This window comes from Micromonospora sp. KC606 (genome assembly GCF_004348675.1).
In the GTDB taxonomy this organism is placed as follows: Bacteria; Actinomycetota; Actinomycetes; order Mycobacteriales; family Micromonosporaceae; genus Micromonospora.
On the sequence record NZ_SMKN01000044.1, the window covers coordinates 1 to 19,089 of the forward strand.

At 73.4% G+C, this 19,089-nt stretch carries 17 protein-coding genes; 6 read left to right on the plus strand and 11 right to left on the minus strand.

The window, feature by feature from the left end; genetic code table 11:
• Positions 1-8: 8 nt before the first annotated feature.
• The 3 genes from pgsA to E1193_RS12230 form a co-directional block, all read right to left on the minus strand.
• Positions 9-596 (minus strand): CDP-diacylglycerol--glycerol-3-phosphate 3-phosphatidyltransferase, encoded by a 588-nt coding sequence (gene pgsA, locus E1193_RS12220; RefSeq protein ID WP_132183263.1) that lies wholly within the window; start codon positions 594-596, stop codon positions 9-11.
• Between the two features lie 68 nt (positions 597-664).
• Positions 665-2,272 (minus strand): 30S ribosomal protein S12 methylthiotransferase RimO, encoded by a 1,608-nt coding sequence (gene rimO / locus E1193_RS12225; RefSeq protein WP_243707543.1) that lies wholly within the window; start codon positions 2,270-2,272, stop codon positions 665-667.
• A 302-nt stretch (positions 2,273-2,574) separates the two neighbouring features.
• Positions 2,575-3,561, minus strand: a complete 987-nt coding sequence (locus E1193_RS12230) for an ornithine cyclodeaminase family protein (protein ID WP_132183265.1) — start codon at positions 3,559-3,561, stop codon at positions 2,575-2,577.
• A gap of 269 nt (positions 3,562-3,830) precedes the next feature.
• Between E1193_RS12230 and E1193_RS12235 the strand changes: the two genes are divergently transcribed.
• Both E1193_RS12235 and E1193_RS12240 read left to right on the plus strand, forming a co-directional pair.
• Positions 3,831-4,145, plus strand: coding sequence for an SMR family transporter (locus E1193_RS12235; RefSeq protein ID WP_132183267.1), 315 nt, complete (start codon positions 3,831-3,833; stop codon positions 4,143-4,145).
• A 239-nt stretch (positions 4,146-4,384) separates the two neighbouring features.
• Positions 4,385-4,627 (plus strand): hypothetical protein, encoded by a 243-nt coding sequence (locus E1193_RS12240; RefSeq protein WP_132183269.1) that lies wholly within the window; start codon positions 4,385-4,387, stop codon positions 4,625-4,627.
• A 98-nt stretch (positions 4,628-4,725) separates the two neighbouring features.
• Here E1193_RS12240 and E1193_RS12245 read toward each other — a convergent pair whose 3' ends face one another.
• On the minus strand, positions 4,726-7,182 hold the full coding sequence (locus E1193_RS12245) for a DNA translocase FtsK (RefSeq protein ID WP_132183271.1): 2,457 nt from the start codon (positions 7,180-7,182) through the stop codon (positions 4,726-4,728).
• Between the two features lie 113 nt (positions 7,183-7,295).
• Here E1193_RS12245 and E1193_RS12250 point away from each other — a divergent pair, with 113 nt between their 5' ends.
• Together E1193_RS12250 and E1193_RS12255 are read left to right on the plus strand one after the other, a co-directional pair.
• Positions 7,296-7,772, plus strand: a complete 477-nt coding sequence (locus E1193_RS12250; RefSeq protein ID WP_132183273.1) for a YbjN domain-containing protein — start codon at positions 7,296-7,298, stop codon at positions 7,770-7,772.
• An 83-nt stretch (positions 7,773-7,855) separates the two neighbouring features.
• Positions 7,856-9,376, plus strand: coding sequence for a YbjN domain-containing protein (locus E1193_RS12255; RefSeq protein WP_132183309.1), 1,521 nt, complete (start codon positions 7,856-7,858; stop codon positions 9,374-9,376).
• A gap of 122 nt (positions 9,377-9,498) precedes the next feature.
• Here the strand turns inward: E1193_RS12255 and E1193_RS12260 are convergent, their stop codons facing one another.
• The 6 genes from E1193_RS12260 to E1193_RS12285 form a co-directional block, all read right to left on the minus strand.
• On the minus strand, positions 9,499-11,058 hold the full coding sequence (locus tag E1193_RS12260) for a S1 family peptidase (protein ID WP_132183275.1): 1,560 nt from the start codon (positions 11,056-11,058) through the stop codon (positions 9,499-9,501).
• 185 nt (positions 11,059-11,243) lie between these two features.
• On the minus strand, positions 11,244-12,932 hold the full coding sequence (locus tag E1193_RS12265) for a ribonuclease J (RefSeq protein ID WP_132183277.1): 1,689 nt from the start codon (positions 12,930-12,932) through the stop codon (positions 11,244-11,246).
• Between the two features lie 52 nt (positions 12,933-12,984).
• Positions 12,985-13,911, minus strand: coding sequence for a 4-hydroxy-tetrahydrodipicolinate synthase (dapA, locus tag E1193_RS12270; protein ID WP_132183279.1), 927 nt, complete (start codon positions 13,909-13,911; stop codon positions 12,985-12,987).
• Positions 13,912-13,957: 46 nt separating this feature from the next.
• On the minus strand, positions 13,958-14,701 hold the full coding sequence (gene thyX, locus E1193_RS12275) for an FAD-dependent thymidylate synthase (RefSeq protein ID WP_132183311.1): 744 nt from the start codon (positions 14,699-14,701) through the stop codon (positions 13,958-13,960).
• A 160-nt stretch (positions 14,702-14,861) separates the two neighbouring features.
• Positions 14,862-15,395 carry a DUF2752 domain-containing protein gene (locus E1193_RS12280; protein ID WP_243707544.1) on the minus strand — a complete coding sequence of 178 codons (534 nt, stop codon included), beginning with the start codon at positions 15,393-15,395 and terminating at the stop codon, positions 14,862-14,864.
• Positions 15,396-15,399: 4 nt separating this feature from the next.
• Positions 15,400-16,629: a crosslink repair DNA glycosylase YcaQ family protein gene (locus tag E1193_RS12285; RefSeq protein WP_132183283.1), complete on the minus strand. Its 1,230-nt coding sequence runs from the start codon at positions 16,627-16,629 to the stop codon at positions 15,400-15,402.
• Between the two features lie 78 nt (positions 16,630-16,707).
• Between E1193_RS12285 and E1193_RS12290 the strand changes: the two genes are divergently transcribed.
• Positions 16,708-17,259, plus strand: a complete 552-nt coding sequence (locus E1193_RS12290) for a GNAT family N-acetyltransferase (RefSeq protein ID WP_132183285.1) — start codon at positions 16,708-16,710, stop codon at positions 17,257-17,259.
• Here the strand turns inward: E1193_RS12290 and E1193_RS12295 are convergent.
• Complete coding sequence (locus E1193_RS12295; protein ID WP_132183313.1) at positions 17,158-18,471, minus strand: glycosyltransferase family 87 protein; 1,314 nt, start codon at positions 18,469-18,471, stop codon at positions 17,158-17,160. The genes E1193_RS12290 and E1193_RS12295 overlap by 102 nt on opposite strands.
• A gap of 35 nt (positions 18,472-18,506) precedes the next feature.
• Here E1193_RS12295 and E1193_RS12300 point away from each other — a divergent pair, with 35 nt between their 5' ends.
• Positions 18,507-19,085, plus strand: coding sequence for a GNAT family N-acetyltransferase (locus E1193_RS12300; protein WP_132183287.1), 579 nt, complete (start codon positions 18,507-18,509; stop codon positions 19,083-19,085).
• Positions 19,086-19,089: the final 4 nt, after the last annotated feature.

Below are 19,089 nucleotides of genomic sequence, written 5' to 3' on the forward strand. Positions count from 1 at the left end.
GGCCGGGGTCAGCGGGCCGGGCGGCGCAGGCGGAGCGCCTGGACGAGGTAGTCGAAGCCGGTGACCACCGTGACGACGACGGCCGCAGCCATGATCCACGGGCCCACGGCGGCGAGGGCGGCCGGCATGGGCCAGAGGTACCAGGTGATGGCGAGGATCTGCAGTGCGGTCTTGGCCTTGCCACCCCGACTGGCCGCGATCACGCCGTGCCGGATCACCCAGAACCGCAGCGCGGTGATGCCCGTCTCCCGGGCCAGGATCACCACGGTCACCCACCAGGGCAGGCCGTCGTACCAGGAGAGCAACACCAGGGCGGCGCCGGTGAGCGCCTTGTCGGCGATCGGGTCGGCCACCTTGCCGACGGAGGTGACCAGGCCGAACCGGCGGGCGATCCACCCGTCGACCAGATCGGTAGCCGACGCGACCACGAAGACCAGGCAGGCGACCATCCGCCAGCCGGCGTGCGTCATCCCCGACCCGACGACCGACACCGCGAAGACCGGCACCAGCAACAGCCGCAGCAGGGTCAGCCCGTTCGCCGCGTTGAGCACCGGCACCCGGGCGGCCACCGACGCCGACTCCGTCGCGCCGGTCACGGCCGGGTCCCGCCGTGGCGTCCCTGGCACCGCACCACGTGGCTCCCCCGCTTTCTCCGGGCCCGCCGTCACCGTTCCGCGCCGGGCGCCGCCGAGATCATCTCATTTGGTACGGCGATCAGGTCGACACCCTCGGTCGCGGTCACCGTGGCGCGCACCAGGTCGCCGGGGCGCAGCGCGGCCAGGTCGACCCCGCCGCCGGACGGGGCGACCAGGGTGGTGGAGCCGTCGACCTCGGGCGCCTGGTGGGCCGCCCGCCCTTCGATGACGCCGTCGGCCACCGAATCGACCAGCACCTCGACGCACGAGCCCAGCCGCTCCTCGGCCCGCTGCGAGCAGAGCTCGTCGGCGAGCGCGGCGAGCCGGTCGTACCGGCGCCGGACGGTGGCGGCGGACACCTTGCCGGGCAGGCCGGCGGCCTCGGTGCCGTCCTCGTCGCTGTAGTCGAACACGCCGATCGCGTCGAGCCGCGCCTCGGTGAGGAAACGGACCAGCTCCTGGTAGTCGGCACGGGTCTCGCCGGGAAAACCGACGATGAAGTTGCTCCGCGCGCCGGCCTCGGGGGCCAGGGCGCGGGCGGAGGCCAGCAACTCCAGGAAACGCTCGGTGGAGCCGAAGCGGCGCATCCGGCGCAGCACCGGTTCGCTGGAGTGCTGGAACGACAGGTCGAAGTACGCGGCCACCCCGGGTGTGGTGGCGATCGCCTCGACCAGGCCGGGCCGGGTCTCGGCGGGCTGGAGGTAGCTCGCCCGGACCCGGACGATGCCGTCGATCGCGGCGAGCTGCGGCAGCAGCTTCTCCAGCGCCCGGGGGTCGCCCAGGTCCTTGCCGTACGAGGTGGAGTTCTCGCTGACCAGCACCAACTCCCGCACGCCGGTCTTGGCCAGCCACTCCGCCTCGGCGAGCAGCTCGTCGGGGGTACGCGAGACGAACGCGCCGCGGAAGGCGGGGATGGCGCAGAACGCGCAGCGGCGGTCGCAGCCGCTGGCCAGCTTGAGCGAGGCGACCGGGCCGGTGTCGAGCCGGCGGCGTAGCACCGGACGCAGGTGGGCCGGCGTGTGCTCGTCGGTTTCGACGGTCGCCCGGGCTCGGGTGCCGTGGCCGGGCAGCGACACCGCCGCGTCCCGCCGCTTGACCGGGGTCAGCGGCAGCAGCTCACGGCGGTCGCGCGGGGCGTGCGCGTCGATCGACTCACCGGCGACGACGGCCTCCAGCCGGGCGGCGATGTCCGGGTAGTCGTCGAAACTCAGCACCGCCTGCGCCTCGGGGAGGCTGTCGGCGAGTTCCCGCCCGTACCGCTCGGCCATGCAGCCGGCGGCGACCACCTTCGCCCCGGTGTCGGCGGCGGCGAGCAACGTCTGGATGGAGTCCTGCTTGGCCTTCTCCACGAAACCGCAGGTGTTGACGACCACCACGTCGGCGCCCTCGCCGTCGGTGGTGACCTGCCAGCCGTCGGCGTGCAGCCGGGCGGCCAGCTCCTCCGAGTCGACCTCGTTGCGGGCGCAGCCCAGGGTCAGCAGGGCGACGCGGCGGCCGTCGGCGGCGGACGACTTCTCCAGGTCGTGGCGCGGCGACAGACGCGCCGAGCTGGAGTTGTCGGACGACTTCTCCAGGTCGCGGCGCGGCGACAGACGCGCCGAGCTGGAGTTGTCGGAAGGGGAGGTGGCAGACACCATCCGAGGGTACCGGGCGATCCGGCCCGCCCCGGCGTCGGCGGGCCGTCCCGGCACCGGCCGGCCCACGCGGGCCCCTGCCGGGCCGGTAGGCCGGCGAGGAACCGACTGCGGCAGAACGCGGCGTCCGGCCTGCCCGGACAGCGCAACCTGCCGCAGGCGGCAGCCGACGGGCGGCAGCCGACGGGCGGCAGCCGACGGGCGGTGGCGGTTGGTGGGCACTGCCTGCGGCAAACGCGGTGTCCGGCCTACCGGTTGGGGGCGACATGCCGCAGCCGGCGGTCGTCCCCGTCCGCCGGTCCGGGTCAGACCGTGGCCGCGCCGGGCCAGACCGTGGCCGCGCCGGGCCAGACCGTGGCCGCGCCGGGCCAGACCGTGGCCGCGCCAGTCCGGACCAGCTGGTTGAGCAGGAACACCTCGGTGCCGGCCAGCCCGGTCGAGCAGTAGACCGAGATCTGGTCCGCGCCGGTCCGACCGGGAACCGTGCCGGCCAGCACCGCGCCCAGGTCGCGCAGCCGTTCCGCGTACGGCTCGACGGCGGCGAGCATCGGCGGGACGTACGCGGTGGCCTGCGCCGGCGAGTCGGTGACCAGCACGTCGGCGCGCTCCAGCAGGTCGGTGCCGAACTCGTGCCGGTCGACCTGCTTGAAACCGACGGCGTTGACGTGGGCGCCCGGGGCGAGATCGGCGGCGTCCAGCACCGGTGTGACGCTGGTGGTGGCGAGTACCACGATCTCCCGCTGGGCGACCGCCTGCCGGGCGGTGTCCACGGCCCGGGCCGGCACGCCCAGCTCGGCGCGGACCCGGGCCGCGAACGCCTCGCGCCGGGCCGTCGATCGGCTGTGCACGGTCACCTCGCGCAGCGGGCGTACCGCCGCGGCGGCCCAGACCTGCGTCCAGGCCTGCCGACCGGAGCCGACCACGCCCAGGGTGGTCGCGTCGGGGCGGGCCACGGCGTCGACGGCCACGCCGCCGAGTCCTCCGGTACGCCGCGACCCCAGCTCCTCGCCGACCGCGATCGCCCGCACCGCCCCGCTACGCCCGTCGTGCAGCACCACGAGCTGCTCGGGCTCCGGCAGGCCCAGGGTGTCGTACGAGCGAAAGCCGTACCACTCGCCGGTGAGGTGGCCGGCGGTGAGCACCATCCGGCCGCCGGTGAGCCGGGCGGACGCCCGGGGTGGTGCGACGAGCCGGCCGGCGTGGGCGGCCAGCAGCGCCTCCCGCATCGCCGTGACGGTGGCGGCGGCGTCGAGCGCGGCGGCGACCTCCCGGTCGGTGACAAGCACGGTCATGCGACCAGCATGCAACTTTAAGTTAGCTTCAACTCAAATCGATGGTGAGGGACGTCACGGGCGGAGTCCCGCCGGCAGTGCTAGCGTCGGGCCCTCGGTTGACCTCGGCCGCCTCGGTGGCCCCGTCCACCCCAAGAGTCCCACTGACCAGGCTGCTCCGGCCGCCCCCATCGAGCGATGGGCGTGCCCGGTCAGACAAGACGCCCCCCGCGACCCGCGCCCGACTCGTCCCCGGCCCACAGCCCGGGGCCGACCCCGAGGTGATCTGCATGGCCTGGATCGTGCTGGTGGTCTCCGGAATGCTGGAGACCGCGTGGGCGGTCGCCCTCGACCGCAGCGCCGGCCTCACCCGACCACTTCCCTCGATCGTCTTCGCGGTGACGCTGGTGACCAGCATGGCCGGTCTGGCGTACGCCCTGCGCGAGATCCCGGTCGGCACCGGGTACGCGGTCTGGGTCGGCATCGGCGCGGTCGGCACCGCACTGGTCGGCATGGTGGCCCTCGGCGAGCCCGCCAACCTGCCCCGCGTCCTCTGTCTGTTGCTGGTGGTGGCCGGCGTCGTCGGCCTCAAGGTCTTCCACTGACAGCCCCGAGCCCTTGAGCTTCCGAGCTTCCGAGCCGTACTTGTACTCAGGTGCTGCAGTCACGCAATGCCTCCTCCCCTGCAAGCACAAGGTGCCGCCGACTGGGCGAAAACGCTGAACAAACGACAAGGGTCCTATTCCGCCAACCCTCGCAGGGGACAGGTGAATGCGTACTCCCAGGCCCGAACGGGTAGGGACCAGGCGACCGCAGGACTCAGGCACTCATCACGGAGGACGTCATGGCCGACATGCACGCGACCGCCCGCCCGCGCAGCAACGCCGCCCGGATTTGCACGATCCTGGCCTTCGTCTTCGCCGTCGTCGCGATCTTCGTGGCGCCGGTGCTCTTCGGCATCGCCGGCCTGGCCCTCGGAATCGTCGGCGCCGTTCTCGGCGACAAGCCGCTCGGCTGGTACGCCGCCGCCGCGAGCGTCGTCGGCGCGGTGATCGGTGTCGCGCTCGCCGCCGCCCTGGTCAACTGACCACCTGCGGACCAACACCGCGAAAGGCCCGCCGAGCGGCGGGCCTTTCCTCGTCTCCCACCGCCGCACCGCGGACCGGTCGGACGGCGGCGACCAGGTCACTCCCCGCCGCCGCCGCGCAGGCCGACCAGCACCTCCTCCAGCTCGTCCGGCTTGACCAGTACGTCCCGGGCCTTGGAGCCCTCGGACGGGCCGACCACCCCCCGGGTCTCCATCAGGTCCATCAGCCGGCCCGCCTTGGCGAAGCCGACCCGCAGCTTGCGCTGCAGCATCGAGGTGGAGCCGAACTGCGAGGTGACCACCAGCTCCACCGCCTGCACCAGCAGGTCCAGGTCGTCGCCGATGTCCTCGTCGACCTTCTTCTTGCTGTCCTGTGCCGGGGCGAGCACATCCGGGCGGAACTCCGGCTCGCGCTGGTCCTTGCAGAACTTGACCACGTCGGCGATCTCACGCTCGGTGACCCAGGCGCCCTGGATCCGGATCGGCTTCGACGCGCCCATCGGCAGGAACAGACCATCGCCCCGGCCGAGCAGCTTCTCCGCGCCCGGCTGGTCCAGGATGACCCGCGAATCGGCCAGCGATGAGGTGGCGAACGCCAGCCGGGACGGCACGTTCGCCTTGATCAGGCCGGTGACCACGTCCACCGAGGGCCGCTGGGTGGCCAGCACCAGGTGGATGCCGGCGGCCCGGGCGAGCTGGGTGATCCGGACGACCGAGTCCTCCACGTCGCGCGGGGCGACCATCATCAGGTCGGCCAGCTCGTCCACGATCACCAGAAGGTACGGGTACGGGCGCATCTCCCGCTCGCTGCCCGCCGGAGCCTTGATCTCGCCGTTACGCACCTTGCGGTTGAAGTCGTCGATGTGCCGGACCCCGTTGGCGGCGAGGTCGTCGTAGCGCATGTCCATCTCGCGCACGACCCACTCCAGCGAGTCAGCCGCCTTCTTCGCGTTCGTCACGATCGGCGTGACCAGGTGCGGGATGCCCTCGTAGCCGGTCATCTCGACGCGCTTCGGGTCGATCAGCAGCAGCCGCACCTCGTCCGGCGTCGCCCGGGTCAGAATCGACACCAGCAGACTGTTGAGGCAGCTCGACTTGCCGGCACCGGTCGCCCCCGCGATCAGGATGTGCGGCATCTTGGCCAGATTGGCCACCACGTAGCCGCCCTCGATGTCCTTGCCGAGCGCCACCACCATCGGATGGTGGTGGCTGGTGGCGGCCCGGGAACGCAACACGTCACCGAGGGCGACGTTCTCCGGGTCGGTGTTCGGGATCTCCACACCGACCGCGCTCTTGCCCGGAATCGGGCTGAGGATGCGCACGTCGGGGGACTTCACCGAGTACGCGATGTTGCGGGACAGCTGGGTGATCCGCTCGACCTTGACGCCCGAGCCGAGCTCCACCTCGTAGCGGGTGACCGTCGGGCCCCGGGTGAATCCGGTGACCTCGGCGTCCACCCCGAACTGGTCGAACACCCCGGTCAACGCGGCGATCACCTCGTCGTTGGCCTTGCTGCGGGTCTTCGGCGCGGCACCGCCGCTGAGCATGTTGGCCGGCGGGAGGGTGTAGCCCCCGTCCATCGCGGTCAGCGCCAGCTGCTCGGCCCGGGTCGGCGGGGGCGAGTGCTCCGGCGGCTCCACCGGCCGACGGCTGGCGGGCGCCTTCGCCGGCGGCTTGCGGGGCAGCACCAGGGTGTCCTGGAGGTCCACCGCGTCGGGTTCGTCGTCCAGAGCGTCCGGATCCAGCGGCGGCAGGGCCTTCTTCCGGGGCCGGCGGCGGGCCGGCTTCTCCACCACCGCCTCCGCCTCGTCGGTCTCGGGCGGCGCGACGAGAGTGCCGGCGAGCAGACCGAGCCGCTCCGGAATCTTGTTGATCGGGGTCGCGGTGACCACCAGCAGGCCGAAGAGGAGCAGCAGGATCAGCAGCGGCACCGCCACCCAGGCGGTGACGGCCGCCTTCAACACGTCGCCCACGCCGGCCCCGACCAGCCCGCCCGCGAAGTCGCGTTGCGTCCCGTCGACCGGGGCCTGCCCGATGTGCAGCATGGCCGCGGTGGCGACCAGCATCGAACCCCAGCCGACCAGGCCGCGCCCGCGGTGCGCCGGGTCGGACGGGGTACGCATCATCCGCCAGGCGCCGATCATCAGCAGCACCGGCACCACGACGGCGATCGCGCCGAGGAAGAGCCGCGTCGTGTCGGCGATCCGCTCGCCGAGCGGGCCGGCGCCGGAGAACCAGATCCCCACCCCGCTGAGGATGGCCAGACCAAACAGGAACAGCCCGCCGCCGTCGCGGCGGTGCTCCGGGTCCAGGTCGCGGGCCGAGGCGACCTGCCGGCCGGCGCCGCGCACCGCCCAGCCGACACCATGCGCCAGACCCATCCACAGTGCGCCGATCGCCCGCCCGACGTACGCCGCCGGGGCGGGCCGGGCCGCCGGCCGCCGCCGGGGGGCCGCCTTCGTGGCCTTCTTCGCCGGTTGGCGGGCACGGCTGTTCGTGGTTCCGCGCGGCGACGCGCCGCGTCGCCGGCTCGCCTGAGAGGTACGGCCCGCCATAGAGTCACCGTAACGGCGTGACCCGGGAGATCGCCGCTTTTCCGGGTCGTGTCCGTGTGTCGCAGCACGGACCGCGGCGCAGACGTGTTATTTGCCTCAGGAAGGGATGCCCGATGGCGTCGCCTGCTTTCGAGGACGGCTCGGACCCCCTGGCCGGGCACCCGCAGGCCCTGCGGCCGCTGACCCGCGAACTGGTCGCCGCCGTGCTGGACCGTCGGGGCTACGCCTGGTCCACCGACCACGACGGCGACCTCGTCGGTCGCTGGGACGACAACCTGATCTGGTTTCTCCGCCCCGGCGAAGCCGGAGAGCTGCTCCAGGTCCGCACCATGGCCGCACCCGCCTTCGGCATCGAGTTCGTCCCCGCCCTCTACGCCTTCTGCAACTCGTGGAACCATGACCGGCTCTGGCCCAAGGCGTTCGTGCACGTCGACGACCACGGGGTGGCCCGGATCTGTGGTGAGGTCATCACCGACCTGGAACGTGGGGTGACCCCCCACCAGCTCGACCAGCTCATCGACTGCGGCATCTCCACCGGCTGCCAGCTCGCCGCCGCCGTCGGCCGGCTGCCCGGCGGGACGACCCGGTGACCGACGGGCCCGGCGACGGGGAGCACCGGCTGCTGGCCGTCCGGGCCCCGGAGCTGGTGGCCGCGCTGGACGACGCCCGGGACATGCCCGACGGCGAGGCCCGCTGCGCGGAGCTGGACCGGATCGCCGCCCGCGCCGACGCGCTCGATGACCCGCGGTCCGCCCTGGACGCCCGGCTCGCGCTCGTGGAGGCGTACCTGTTGCACGGGGAACGGTGGCGACTGGTCGAGCCGGTGCGGCGCGGCCTGGCCACCCTCGACCGGTCCCCCGAGCTGCTGGCCGAACGTCCCGGCGACGCCGACCTGCTGCGCCGGCACCAGCGGTACGCCGTCGAGGCCGCGATCGGCACCCCTCGGTTCAGTGTGGACACCGCCCATGCGCTCCTCGACGACCTGGCCGACCGCGCCGGCGAGCAGAGCGGCCTGGTCGCCCAGCTGCGCTGCCGGCTCGCCGACCACCTCGGCGACGAGCCGACCGCCCGGCACTGGTACGCCGTCTGGTCCGCCGCCGCACCCGACCCGACGGCCGGCTGCCCCGGGTGCCTGCCGGCCCGTCGGGCCGAGCTGCTCGCCGGCTGGGGCGACGACGCGGCGGCACGAAAGACCCTGCGTCCGGTCCTCGACGGCGCCGTGGACTGCACCGACCAGCCGGAACGGGCCCTCGCGGCCGGGTTGCTGTCGTGGCTGCGCGCCGGGGAGACACAGCGGGCCGGGCAGGCGCACGTGCGGGCGTACCGGCGACACCGGCGGGAACGGGGGGCCTTCCCATCTATCGCCGCGCACCTGCGGTTCTGCGCACTGGGCGGGCACCCGGAGCGAGGGCTGGCGATCCTCGCCGAGCAACTGCCCCGGCTGGACCACCCGAACGACGACCTGTCCGCGATGGAGTTCGCCGCCGCCGGGGCGCTGGTCTGCGCCGTCGCCGCCGAAGCGGGGCTGGGTGACCGGCGGGTGCACCGCCCGGGGCACGGCAGCCGGCCGCCGGCCGAGCTGGACCTGACCACCCTCGGCACCGACCTGCTGACCCTGGCCACCGGGCTGGCCGGCAGTTTCGACGCCCGCAACGGCACCGGGCACCAATCCGGCCGGATCGCCTCCTGGCTGGCCGAACGGCCGTCCGGCACGGTGGTGCCGTTGCCCGCCGACCCGCCCGACGAGCCGGCGGAGGACGGTCCGCCCTTCGTGCCGGCCGCCGACGAACCGGTCCCGCTGCGCCTGTCGATGCTCACCGACGTGCTGGACCGGCGCGGGGACGTCTACGCCGTGGACGCCGGCGATGTCGTGGTCGGGCGGTGGCACGAGGCGGTGATCCAGTTCCGGCAGGTGGGTACCCAGGGGGAGATCCTGCACGCCCGGGTGCTCGCGGCCCGGCGGCTGCCGGCGGCCCGGCTCGCCGAGGCGTACGCGTTCTGCAACGCCTGGAACCACGACCGGCTGCTGCCCAAGGCGTACGTGCACGAGTCGGGCGACGGTGAGTTGGTGCTGGCTGGCGACGTGACCACCGACCTGGCGCACGGGGTGGCCCCGGCACAGCTCGGCGTGCTGGTGGACGCGGCGGTGGCCACCGGTGTGGCGTACGCGGTGGCGGCGGCCGCGCTGCCCTGAACGGGCGTACCCGGGCGCGGAAGCGGCCCCCGACCACCGGGCGGTGGAGGTCGGGGGCCGCTGTCGGGCACCGCGGGCAGGCTGCCCGCGGTGGCGGGTGGGCAGCCGGGCCGCCCACCCGGTCAGTTCGCGGTGAACGCCAGGGTGTACGCGGCGGAGCCGCTCAGCGCCGTGATCCGGTACCGGTACGCCCCGGCGGCGCCGTCGATTGTCAGCTTGGCGCCACCGTCGACGGTGGCGGCGCGGGCGACGGTCCGGAAGGCGCCCCCGGTGAAGCGTTGCAGCTCCAGCAGCAACTGCCCGTTGCCGGTCGCCTCCAGGCAGGCGCTCTGTGCACCGGCCTGCGCGACGTAGAAGCGGCCGTCCGGCTGGGCCTGGGCGCGGCCGGCGGTCAGGGTGCCGCTGCGGCGGACGGTGCCGGCGCAGGCGGTGCCGCCGGTGGTCGGGCTCGGTGCCGGTGCGGCGGCCGGCGTGGTGGCCGGGGCCTGCGGCTGCGCCGGCTGCTGGGCGTTGCCGGCGGTCACCAGTGTCAGGTTGTTGCGCTGGAGGATCTCGTTGACCGGCTGGAAGAAGGTGACGCCGCCGACGGCACAGTTGCCCGAGCCCCCGGAGGTGACGCCCTGCGCCTGGTCGCCGGAGATCCAGGAGCCGCCGGAGTCACCCGGCTCGGCGCAGACGTTGGTCCGGGTCAGCCCGGTGACCGTCCCCTCCGGGTAGTTGACGGTGGCGTTCTTGGCCTGGACGACACCGCAGCGGGCGCCCGTGGTGGACCCGGACCGGCAGATCGAGGCGCCGACCGGAGCCTCGGTGGAGCCGTTGACCGGCACGACGCCACCATTGAAGTCCGTCACCACGCCCTGCGGGGTCCACTGGTTGTTGGTGCGCACGAACGCCCAGTCGTCCCCGGGGAACGACGACGCGGCGAAGGTGCCCTGCTGGGCCCGGTTGAAGCCGGTGGTGCGGGCTCCCACCGGGCCGCAGTGCCCGGCGGTGACGAACCCGCCCACCACAGAGAAGCCGATCGAGCAGCGCCCCGAGTTGTTGATGAAGAACGGTTCGCCGCCCACCAGGTCGAACAGCGGTCGCGGCTGCTCGCGGGAGGTGGCGACGCGCACGGCGTCGGCGGAGGCGCCGCTGTTGGTCGCCCACCTGCGGGCCCGGGCCTCCGCGCCCGGCTGGGCGAGCACGACCACCGAGTTGGTGGCGACGTCGACGTACCAGCCGGCGATTTCCGGGGTGGCCGTGCGGCCCACCGAGTCGAGCCGGCTCTTCACCGTGTCCAGCTCGCTGACGGCACGCCGCACCTGCTTCGGCACCGCCCCGGCCGCCTTGACCTTGGCCGCCTGCGCCGGATCGGCCACGGCGACGGTGAGGGTGGACCCGTCGGCGCTGAGCCACGCGCCGCCGTAGTCGGCGCCGAGACTGGTCCGCAGCCGGTTCAGGGCGCTGGCAGCCTGCCGCTCGGCGGTCAGCCGTCGCACCGCCTGGTCGCGGCTGAGCCTGAGGTCACGGCTCATCGCATCCACCACCTCGGGCGCCACCCCACCGGTGGCCTTCACCCCGGCCGGCACACCGGTGCCCGGCGCGGCGCTGTCACCGGCGAACGACGGCAGGGTCACCGCCGCCGTCAAACCCAGCGCCGCCACCACGACACCGATGGCTGTCATCCGTCTGCGGTCCATCCGCCATGCTCCTCCCGGCCGGCGCGGGTACGCCTGCCGGCCGGGAGTACGGAGACGGACGCCGATCGGTTGAATCTCGCCGACACCTTTCAGCCCAGCGTGTTCAGCCGATCACCGGCGGTCGCACCCGAAGACGACGACGCCGGTCCACCGGGGACGGTGGACCGGCGTCGGAGCGGCGTGGCTCAGACCTCGACGACCGTCGGAACGATCATCGGCCGGCGGCGGTAGGCGTCGTTGACCCAACGCCCCACCGTGCGTCGGACGATCTGCTGCAGCTGGTGCGGGTCGGTGATGCCATCCGCGGCGGCCCGGTTGAGCGCCTCGGTGACCAGCGGGATCACCGGGTTGAACGCCTCCGGGTCCTCGGAGAAGCCCTTCGCCGACACGGTCGGCCCGCCGACGACCTTCCCGGTGACCGAGTCGACCACCACGGTGGTGGCGATGAACCCGCCGTCACCGAGGATGCGCCGCTCGGTGAGCAGCGACTCGCTGACGTCGCCGACGGCGAGGCCGTCGACGTAGACGTACCGGCTCTTCACGTGCCCGACCAGGCTGGCCCGGCCCTCGACCAGGTCGACGACGTCGCCGTCCTCGCAGAGCACCACCCGGTCCGGCGCGACGCCGGACTCGATGCCCAGCCGGGCGTGCGCGCGCAGGTGCCGCCACTCGCCGTGCACCGGCATCAGGTTGCTCGGCCGGGTGACGTTGAGCAGGTACAGCAGCTCGCCGGCGGGGGCGTGACCGGAGACGTGGACCTTGGCCACATCCTTGTGGACGACCACCGCGCCGGCCCGGGCGAGCCGGTTGATCACCCGGTACACCGAGGTCTCGTTGCCGGGCACCAACGAGCTGGCCAGCACGACGGTGTCACCGGGGGCGATGGTGATGTGCCGGTGGTCGCCGCTGGCCATGCGGCCCAGAGCGCTCATCGGTTCGCCCTGCGAACCGGTGGACATCAGCACGATCCGCTCGGGCGGGAGGGTGGTGGCCTCATCCAACCCGACCACCAGGTCGGGCGGGATGTTGAGCAGGCCGAGGTCCCGGGCGATGCCCATGTTGCGGACCATGGACCGGCCGATCAGCGCCACCTTGCGGCCGTGCTCGACCGCCGAGTCGAAAACCTGCTGGACCCGGTGCACGTGCGAGGCGAACGAGGCCACGATGATCCGGCCGCGCGCCTTGGCGAAGATCGAGTCGAGCACCGGCCCGATCTCGCGCTCCGGCGTGACGAAACCGGGGATCTCCGCGTTGGTGGAATCCGACAGGAGCAGGTCCACGCCCTCGGCGCCGAGCCGGGCGAACCCGGCCAGGTCGGTGATCCGACCGTCCAGCGGGAGCTGGTCCATCTTGAAGTCACCGGTGTGCAGCACCAGGCCGGCCGGGGTGCGGATGGCCACCGCGAGGGCGTCCGGGATGGAGTGGTTGACGGCGAAGAACTCGCAGTCGAACGGGCCCAGCCGCTCCCGGCCGCCCTCCCGCACGGTCAGCGTGTAGGGCTGGATCCGCCGCTCGGCGAGCTTCGCCTCCACCAGTGCCAGGGTGAACTGGGAACCGACCAGCGGGATGTCCGGCTTGTGGGCGAGCAGGTACGGCACCGCGCCGATGTGGTCCTCGTGGCCGTGGGTGAGCACGATCGCCTGGACGTCGGCGAGCCGGTCGAGGATCGGGCCGAAGTCCGGCAGGATCAGGTCCACCCCGGGCTGTTCGACGTCCGGAAAGAGCACCCCGCAGTCGACGATCAGCAGCTTGCCGTCGTACTCGAAGACGGTCATGTTCCGACCGATGGCGCCGAGCCCGCCGAGCGGGATGATCCGCAGGCCGCCCTCCGGCAACGGCGGGGGCAGCTCACCCTCGATGTGCGCCTCGGTCACGCGTCCACCTCAATCTGCGACGCCGTCACTCGGCGTCCGTCGTGTCGTTCGATCATTCGGGCAGTTCCAGGCCCGCCGCCGCGCAGTCGGCGCGCAGCTGGGCGAGTTCCTCGGTGGTGGCGTCCGCCAGCGGCGGTCGCACCGGGCCGGCCGGCAGACCCTGGGCCGCCAGGCCCGCCTTCACCAGGATCACGCCCTGGGTACGGAAGATCCCGGTGAACAGCGGCAGCAGCCGCCGGTGCAGGGCCAACGCGGTCGCGGTGGCCCCCGCGTCGTACGCCTCGATCATCTGCTTGGCCTGCGCGCCGGTGAAGTGCGTCGACGTGCCTACCAGGCCGACCCCGCCGACGGCCAGCGTCGGCAGCGTGAGCGAGTCCTCGCCGCTGTAGAAGGCCAGGTCGCTGCGGCTGAGCACCCAGCTGGTGGCGGTCAGGTCGCCCTTGGCGTCCTTGACCGCGACGATCCGGCCGTGTTCGGCGAGGCGCACCAGCGTGTCGGTGGCGATGGCCACCCCGGCCCGGTGCGGGATGTCGTAGAGCATGATCGGCAGCCCGGTGGCGTCGGCGACCGCGGTGAAGTGGCGCAGCAGCCCGCTCTGCGGCGGCTTGTTGTAGTACGGGGTGACCACCAGCAGGCCGTGCGCGCCGGCCTTCTCGGCCGATGCGGCCAGCTCGATGGTGTGCCGGGTGTCGTTGGTGCCCACCCCGGCGACGATCCGGGCCCGGTCGCCGACGGCCTCGACGACCGCGCGGATCAGGGTCTCCTTCTCCGCGTCGGTGGTGGTCGGCGACTCTCCCGTGGTGCCGTTGAGCACCAGCGCGTCGTTGCCCTGCTCGTCGACGAGGTGGGCGGCGAGCCGCACGGCGCCGTCCACGTCGAGGGAACCGTCGGCGGCGAACGGGGTCACCATGGCCGTGAGCAGTCGCCCGAACGGGCGCGATGCGCCCCGGTCGGGGGCGGCAGGGTGGTCGTGCGTCATGTTCACAACCTAGCGGACGACCACCGGAGGGCCGGTGGGGAAGGGCTCAGGACCACTCGCGGTACGGACTCGCCGCCACCTCGCTGCCGTCGGGCAGGGTGGTGATGACGAAGTCGTGGAAGACGTTCGGGGCGACCTGCTGGAGCTGGCGCAGGCACTCCACGGCCAGCTCGCGGATCTCGACGTCGGCGTGCTCGGTGGCGCGCATGGCGACGAAGTGCCGCCATGCGCGGTAGTTGCCGGTGACCACGATCCGGGTCTCGGTGGCGTTGGGCAGCACCGCCCGGGCCGCCTGCCGGGCCTGCTTGCGGCGCAGGGTGGGGTTGGGCTCGTCGGCGAACCGCTGCTCCAGCCCCTCCAGCAGCTCGGTGTACGCCCGGACGCTCGCCTCGGCGGCCTCGACGAACCTCTTGTGCAGCTCCGGGTCCTCGGCGATCACCCTGGGCTCGACCATCGCCGCGTCCCGCTCCGGGACGTAGCGCTGGGAGAGCTGGGAGTACGAGAAGTGCCGGTGCCGGATCAGTTCGTGCGTGAACGAGCGCGAGACGCCGCTGAAGTAGAAGCTCACCGAGCCGTGCTCCAGCACCGACAGGTGCCCGACCTCCAGGATGTGCGCGAGATAGCCGGCGTTGGTGGCGGTGGCCGGGTTCGGCTTCTTCCAGCTCTGGTAGCAGGCCCGACCGGCGAACTCGGCGAGGGCCTGGCCACCCTCGGCGTCGGTCGACCACGGCACGTCGTCCGGGGCCTGGAACTGGGTCCACGCGATCAGCTTGACCTGGGGCTGCACCATCTCCGGCATTCCTGCGACTGTAGTGGCCCGGCGGACCACGGGGAAAGGTGGGTTCACGGACGTGAGACGCCACACCAGCGGCGTGACCCGCGGATTCCCGGGAAGTGTCCAAGATCTCGCGGTCGCCGCGCCGCGAAACCGCCGACGCGCGGGCCCGAGGTCACACGTAGAGGGCCGTGAACGGCGCCCAGGGCAGGTTGCGGACGACCGAGAAGGCGAGCCACAGACCGAGGAAACCGCCGATCATCGCGGGGCTGATCCGCAGCTCGGGCAGGCGCCAGCCGAACGCCTGGTTGCCCGCCCAGGCCACGAAGAGGTAGGCCAGGAAGGGCAGTGCGAAGACGAAGACGACGTGGTGCCGGGCGGCGGCCGGCAGGTCGGCGTGCAGCACGTACCAGAGGGCGCGGGTGCCGCCGCAACCCGGGCAGTCCAGCCCGGTGGTCAGCTTGAGCAGGCAGCTCGGCGCGGCGTCCGGCGCGCTCCGGGTCGGGTCGCTGACCAGCGTGTACGCCACCCCCATGCCGACGCAGCAGAGCGCGGCCAGAGGCACCGCCCAGCGCGGGGCACGCTCGTGCACCCGCAGCACGAACCGGGTGAGCCGGTCCGGCTCGACCGGGTGCGGGTACGCCCCTGCGGGCCAGCCGGCCCCGGCGGCCTCCTGGTGTGGCGCGCCCGGCCCGTCAACGCTCGTCACGCGCTCACCGTACACCGGCCACGCTTCTCAGCGCGGCGGCCAGCGGACCGGCCAGGTCCCCGGCCGCCGGTGGGGCCACCGCGTCCAGGCCGAGCCAGCCGGCGAGCCGGTACAGCTCGGCGGCGAGCGCGACGGCGGTCTCACCCTCGTCGACGCCCGGCTCCCGCCAGGCCGCCGGCACCAGCAGCACCTTGGCCTTCCGGTCGGCCTTGAGGTCGACCCGGGCGGTGAACCGCTCCCCCTGCAGGAACGGCAGCACGTAGTAGCCGTACACCCGTTGCGGGGCGGGCACGTAGATCTCGATCCGGTAGGTGAAGTCGAAGAGCCGCTCGGCGCGGGCCCGTTCCCAGACCAGCGGGTCGAAGGGGCTGACCAGGGTGTTGCCTCGCACCCACCGGGGCAGTCGGGCCGAGGCGTGCAGCCAGGACGGCTGCCGCCAGCCCCGCACCGTGACCGGCAGCAGTTCCCCGGCCTCGACCAGCTCGGCGATCGCCTGCCGGGTGGCGGCCAGCGGGAGGCGGAAGTAGTCGCGCAGCTCCGGCTCGGCGGCCACCCCGAGGCAGCGGGCGGCCACCGACACCAGCGCCCGGTACGCCTCGTCGTCGGTGGGGGTGGGCGTGTTCAGAGCGGCTGCGGGCAGCACCCGCTCGGGCAGGTCGTAGCGGCGGGCGAAGGAGGTGGTGCGCTCGGCGGCGGTCACCTCGCCGGCCCAGAAGAGAAACTCCAGCGCCCGTTTCACCGCCGACCAGTTCCACCCCCAGTTGCCGGTCTCCCGGGGCGCGTCGTGCTCGATCTCGGCGGCGGTCAGCGGCCCTCGCGCGGCGACCTCGTCGCGGACCCAGGCGATCAGCTCGGGTTGCTCCTGCGCGACCCGGCGCATTCCCCCCCAGGCCTCGTCGTGGGCCCGAGCCATCCGCCAGCGCAGCACGGCGTGCAGGTGCACGGGAACCAGTGATGCCTCGTGGCCCCAGTACTCGAACAGCTCGCGGGGACGGCGGTAGGCGGCATCGTCCAGCAGCGCGGTCGGGTAGGGCCCGAGCCGGCTGTAGAGCGGCAGGTAGTGCGCCCGTTGCAGGACGTTGACCGAATCCATCTGGATCAGCCCGACCCGGTCCAGCACCCGGCGCAGGTGCCGCCGGGTGGGCACGCCGGCGGGCGGCGGGTCGGCGAAGCCCTGGGCGGCGAGCGCCACCCGCCGGGCCTGGGCGAGGGAGAGCAGTTCCGGTGCGGCCATCGTCGGAGAACCCTAGAGCAGCGGTACGACACGGAGCTGACGCTGGACCGACTGCCCCGGTAGGCATACAACGGACGTATGCTGACCATCCGCCGCGAGGAACCCGAGGACGCCGATGCGATCGCCCGGGTGCACGTCCACGGCTGGCAGGCCGGCTACGCCGGGCTCATGCCGGCGGAGGTGCTCAGCCGGCTCAACCCGGCGGCGTGGGCGCAGCGCCGACGGGACCTGGGCACGGCCGACCCCGAGCACCCGTTCACCACCCTGCTCGCCGAGGTCGACGGGGTACCGGCCGGGTTCACCACGTTCGGGCCGTACCGCAACAACCAGGACCGGGGCGACCTGGACCCGACGTGCGGCGAGGTGGTGGCGATGTACGTGGAGCCGGCGCACTGGGGTGACGGCACCGCCCGGGCGCTGTTGGCCGCCGCCCACGCCGGCCTGGCCGCGAGGGGCTGGCGGCACTACCGGCTCTGGGTGCTGGCGGGCAACACCCGGGCCCGCCACTTCTGTGAGCGGGCCGGGCTGTCAGCCGACGGTGAGCGGACGACCTACCCGGTGCCGCTCTCCGGCGGCCGGCCCCCCGTCCGGCTCGACGAGCTGCGGTACGCCGGCCGGCTCGACGGCTGACCCGCCCGGGCCGAACCGCGCCGGCAGCCCCAGGTTGCCCACGGGGACGGCCCAGGTGCGGATCGGCAGCAGCACCAGCAGCGCCAGGCTGATCCAGACGTAGGTGTTGCCGCCCAGGAAACCGTCCACGCCGGTGAAGTCCTTTTCCCAGGCCCAGACGATGCGGCTGGTCAGCAGCCCGTACCCGACGGCCGCGAAGGCGGCCAGGACGCGGCGGCGGACGCTGCGCGGCGGCGCGGCTACGGCGTGGTCGACCAGCAGGATCAGCGCGGGCAGCAGCCAGACCAGGTGGTGCACCCAGGTCACCGGGCTGACCAGGCACATCACCGCGCCGGTCAGGGCCAGGCCGGTGGCCTCGTCGCCGGCCGCCGCCGCGGCCCGGGACCGCCACACCCACACCGCGAGGGTGGCCAGCACCAGCGCCAGCCAGGCCAGCGTGCTCGGATGCTGCGGATCGAGCCGGGCCACCACGCCGCGCAGCGACTGGTTGGAGACGAACGCCAGCTCGCCCACCCGGCCGGTGTTCCACAGCGCCGAGGTCCAGAACTCGCGCGACGCGTCGGGGAAGAGCGCGCCGGCGAGCAGGGTGACGCCCGCGGCGGTGGTCATCGAGGTGACCGCGGCCCGCCACCGCCGGGTGATCAGCAGGTAGATGATGAAGACGCCCGGGGTCAGCTTGATCGCGGTGGCCAGGCCGATGCCCACCCCCGCCCAGCGGTTGCCGGCCGGCAGCAGCCGCAGCAGGTCCACCCCGACCAGGAACAGCAGCAGCATGTTGACCTGGCCGAAGTTGACCGTCTCCCGCATCGGCTCGTACGCGGCGGCCAGGCAGAGCGCCACCGCGAGGACGAACCAGCGGGTCCAGCCGGCCCGACGGGAGACCGGGTCCAGCAGCCACCAGATCAGCACGGTGCTCACCACCACGCTGGCGGCCACGCTCACCACGATCGCCGCCGACCAGGGCAGGTACGCCATCGGCAGCATGACCAGCGCCGCGAACGGCGGGTAGGTGAAGCCGTACTGGGTGCCGGGCTTGAGGTAGTCGTAGATCTCGCCGTGGTCGTGGACCCAGAAGTACAGCGCGCCGTAGTAGACCTTGAGGTCGAAGAAGCCGTGCCGCACGGCCGCCACCGACAGGAAGGCGGCCACCGCCACGACGAGCGCGACCACCCCGACGACCTGCCCGGCCGTCCGCCTGGCACCCTGCGCCACCATCGTCTCCCCCACCCTGCGTAGGCTTCCGTCCCATGGCTCTCGGGTACGTCCGCCCGGCGCGTCCCGAGGACGCCGGCGAGATCGCACGCATCCAGCTCGCGACCTGGCGGGTCGCCTATCGCCGGATCCTGCCCCGGCACGTGCTCGACAACCTGGACGAGGCGTGGCTCGCCCGGCGGTGGAGCGCGGCGGTGCAGGAGCCGCCCTCCGGCGCGCACCGGGTGCTGGTCGCCGTCGAACAGGCCGAGCAATCCTATCTGGTCGGGTTCGTCGCTTCCGGGCCGGCGGACGCCGAGGCGCTCGCGCCGGAGGAGCCGGCCGAATCCCTCGGCGAGGGCGTGGCCGCGGTGACCGACCTGCTGGTCGAGCCGCGCTGGGGTCGCCGCGGGCACGGCAGCCGGCTGCTCGCCGCCGCCGTCGACGGCTGGCGGACCGACGGCCTGCACCGCGCGGTCGCCTGGGCGTTCGAGGGTGACGAGGCGACCCGGAAGTTTCTCACCAGCACCGGTTGGGAACCCGACGGCGCGGCGCGGGCGCTGGACGTGGACGACATGCTGGTTCCCCAGCTCCGACTGCACGTCGCGGTCCCCACCGAGCCGGCCGCAGACTGAGGTA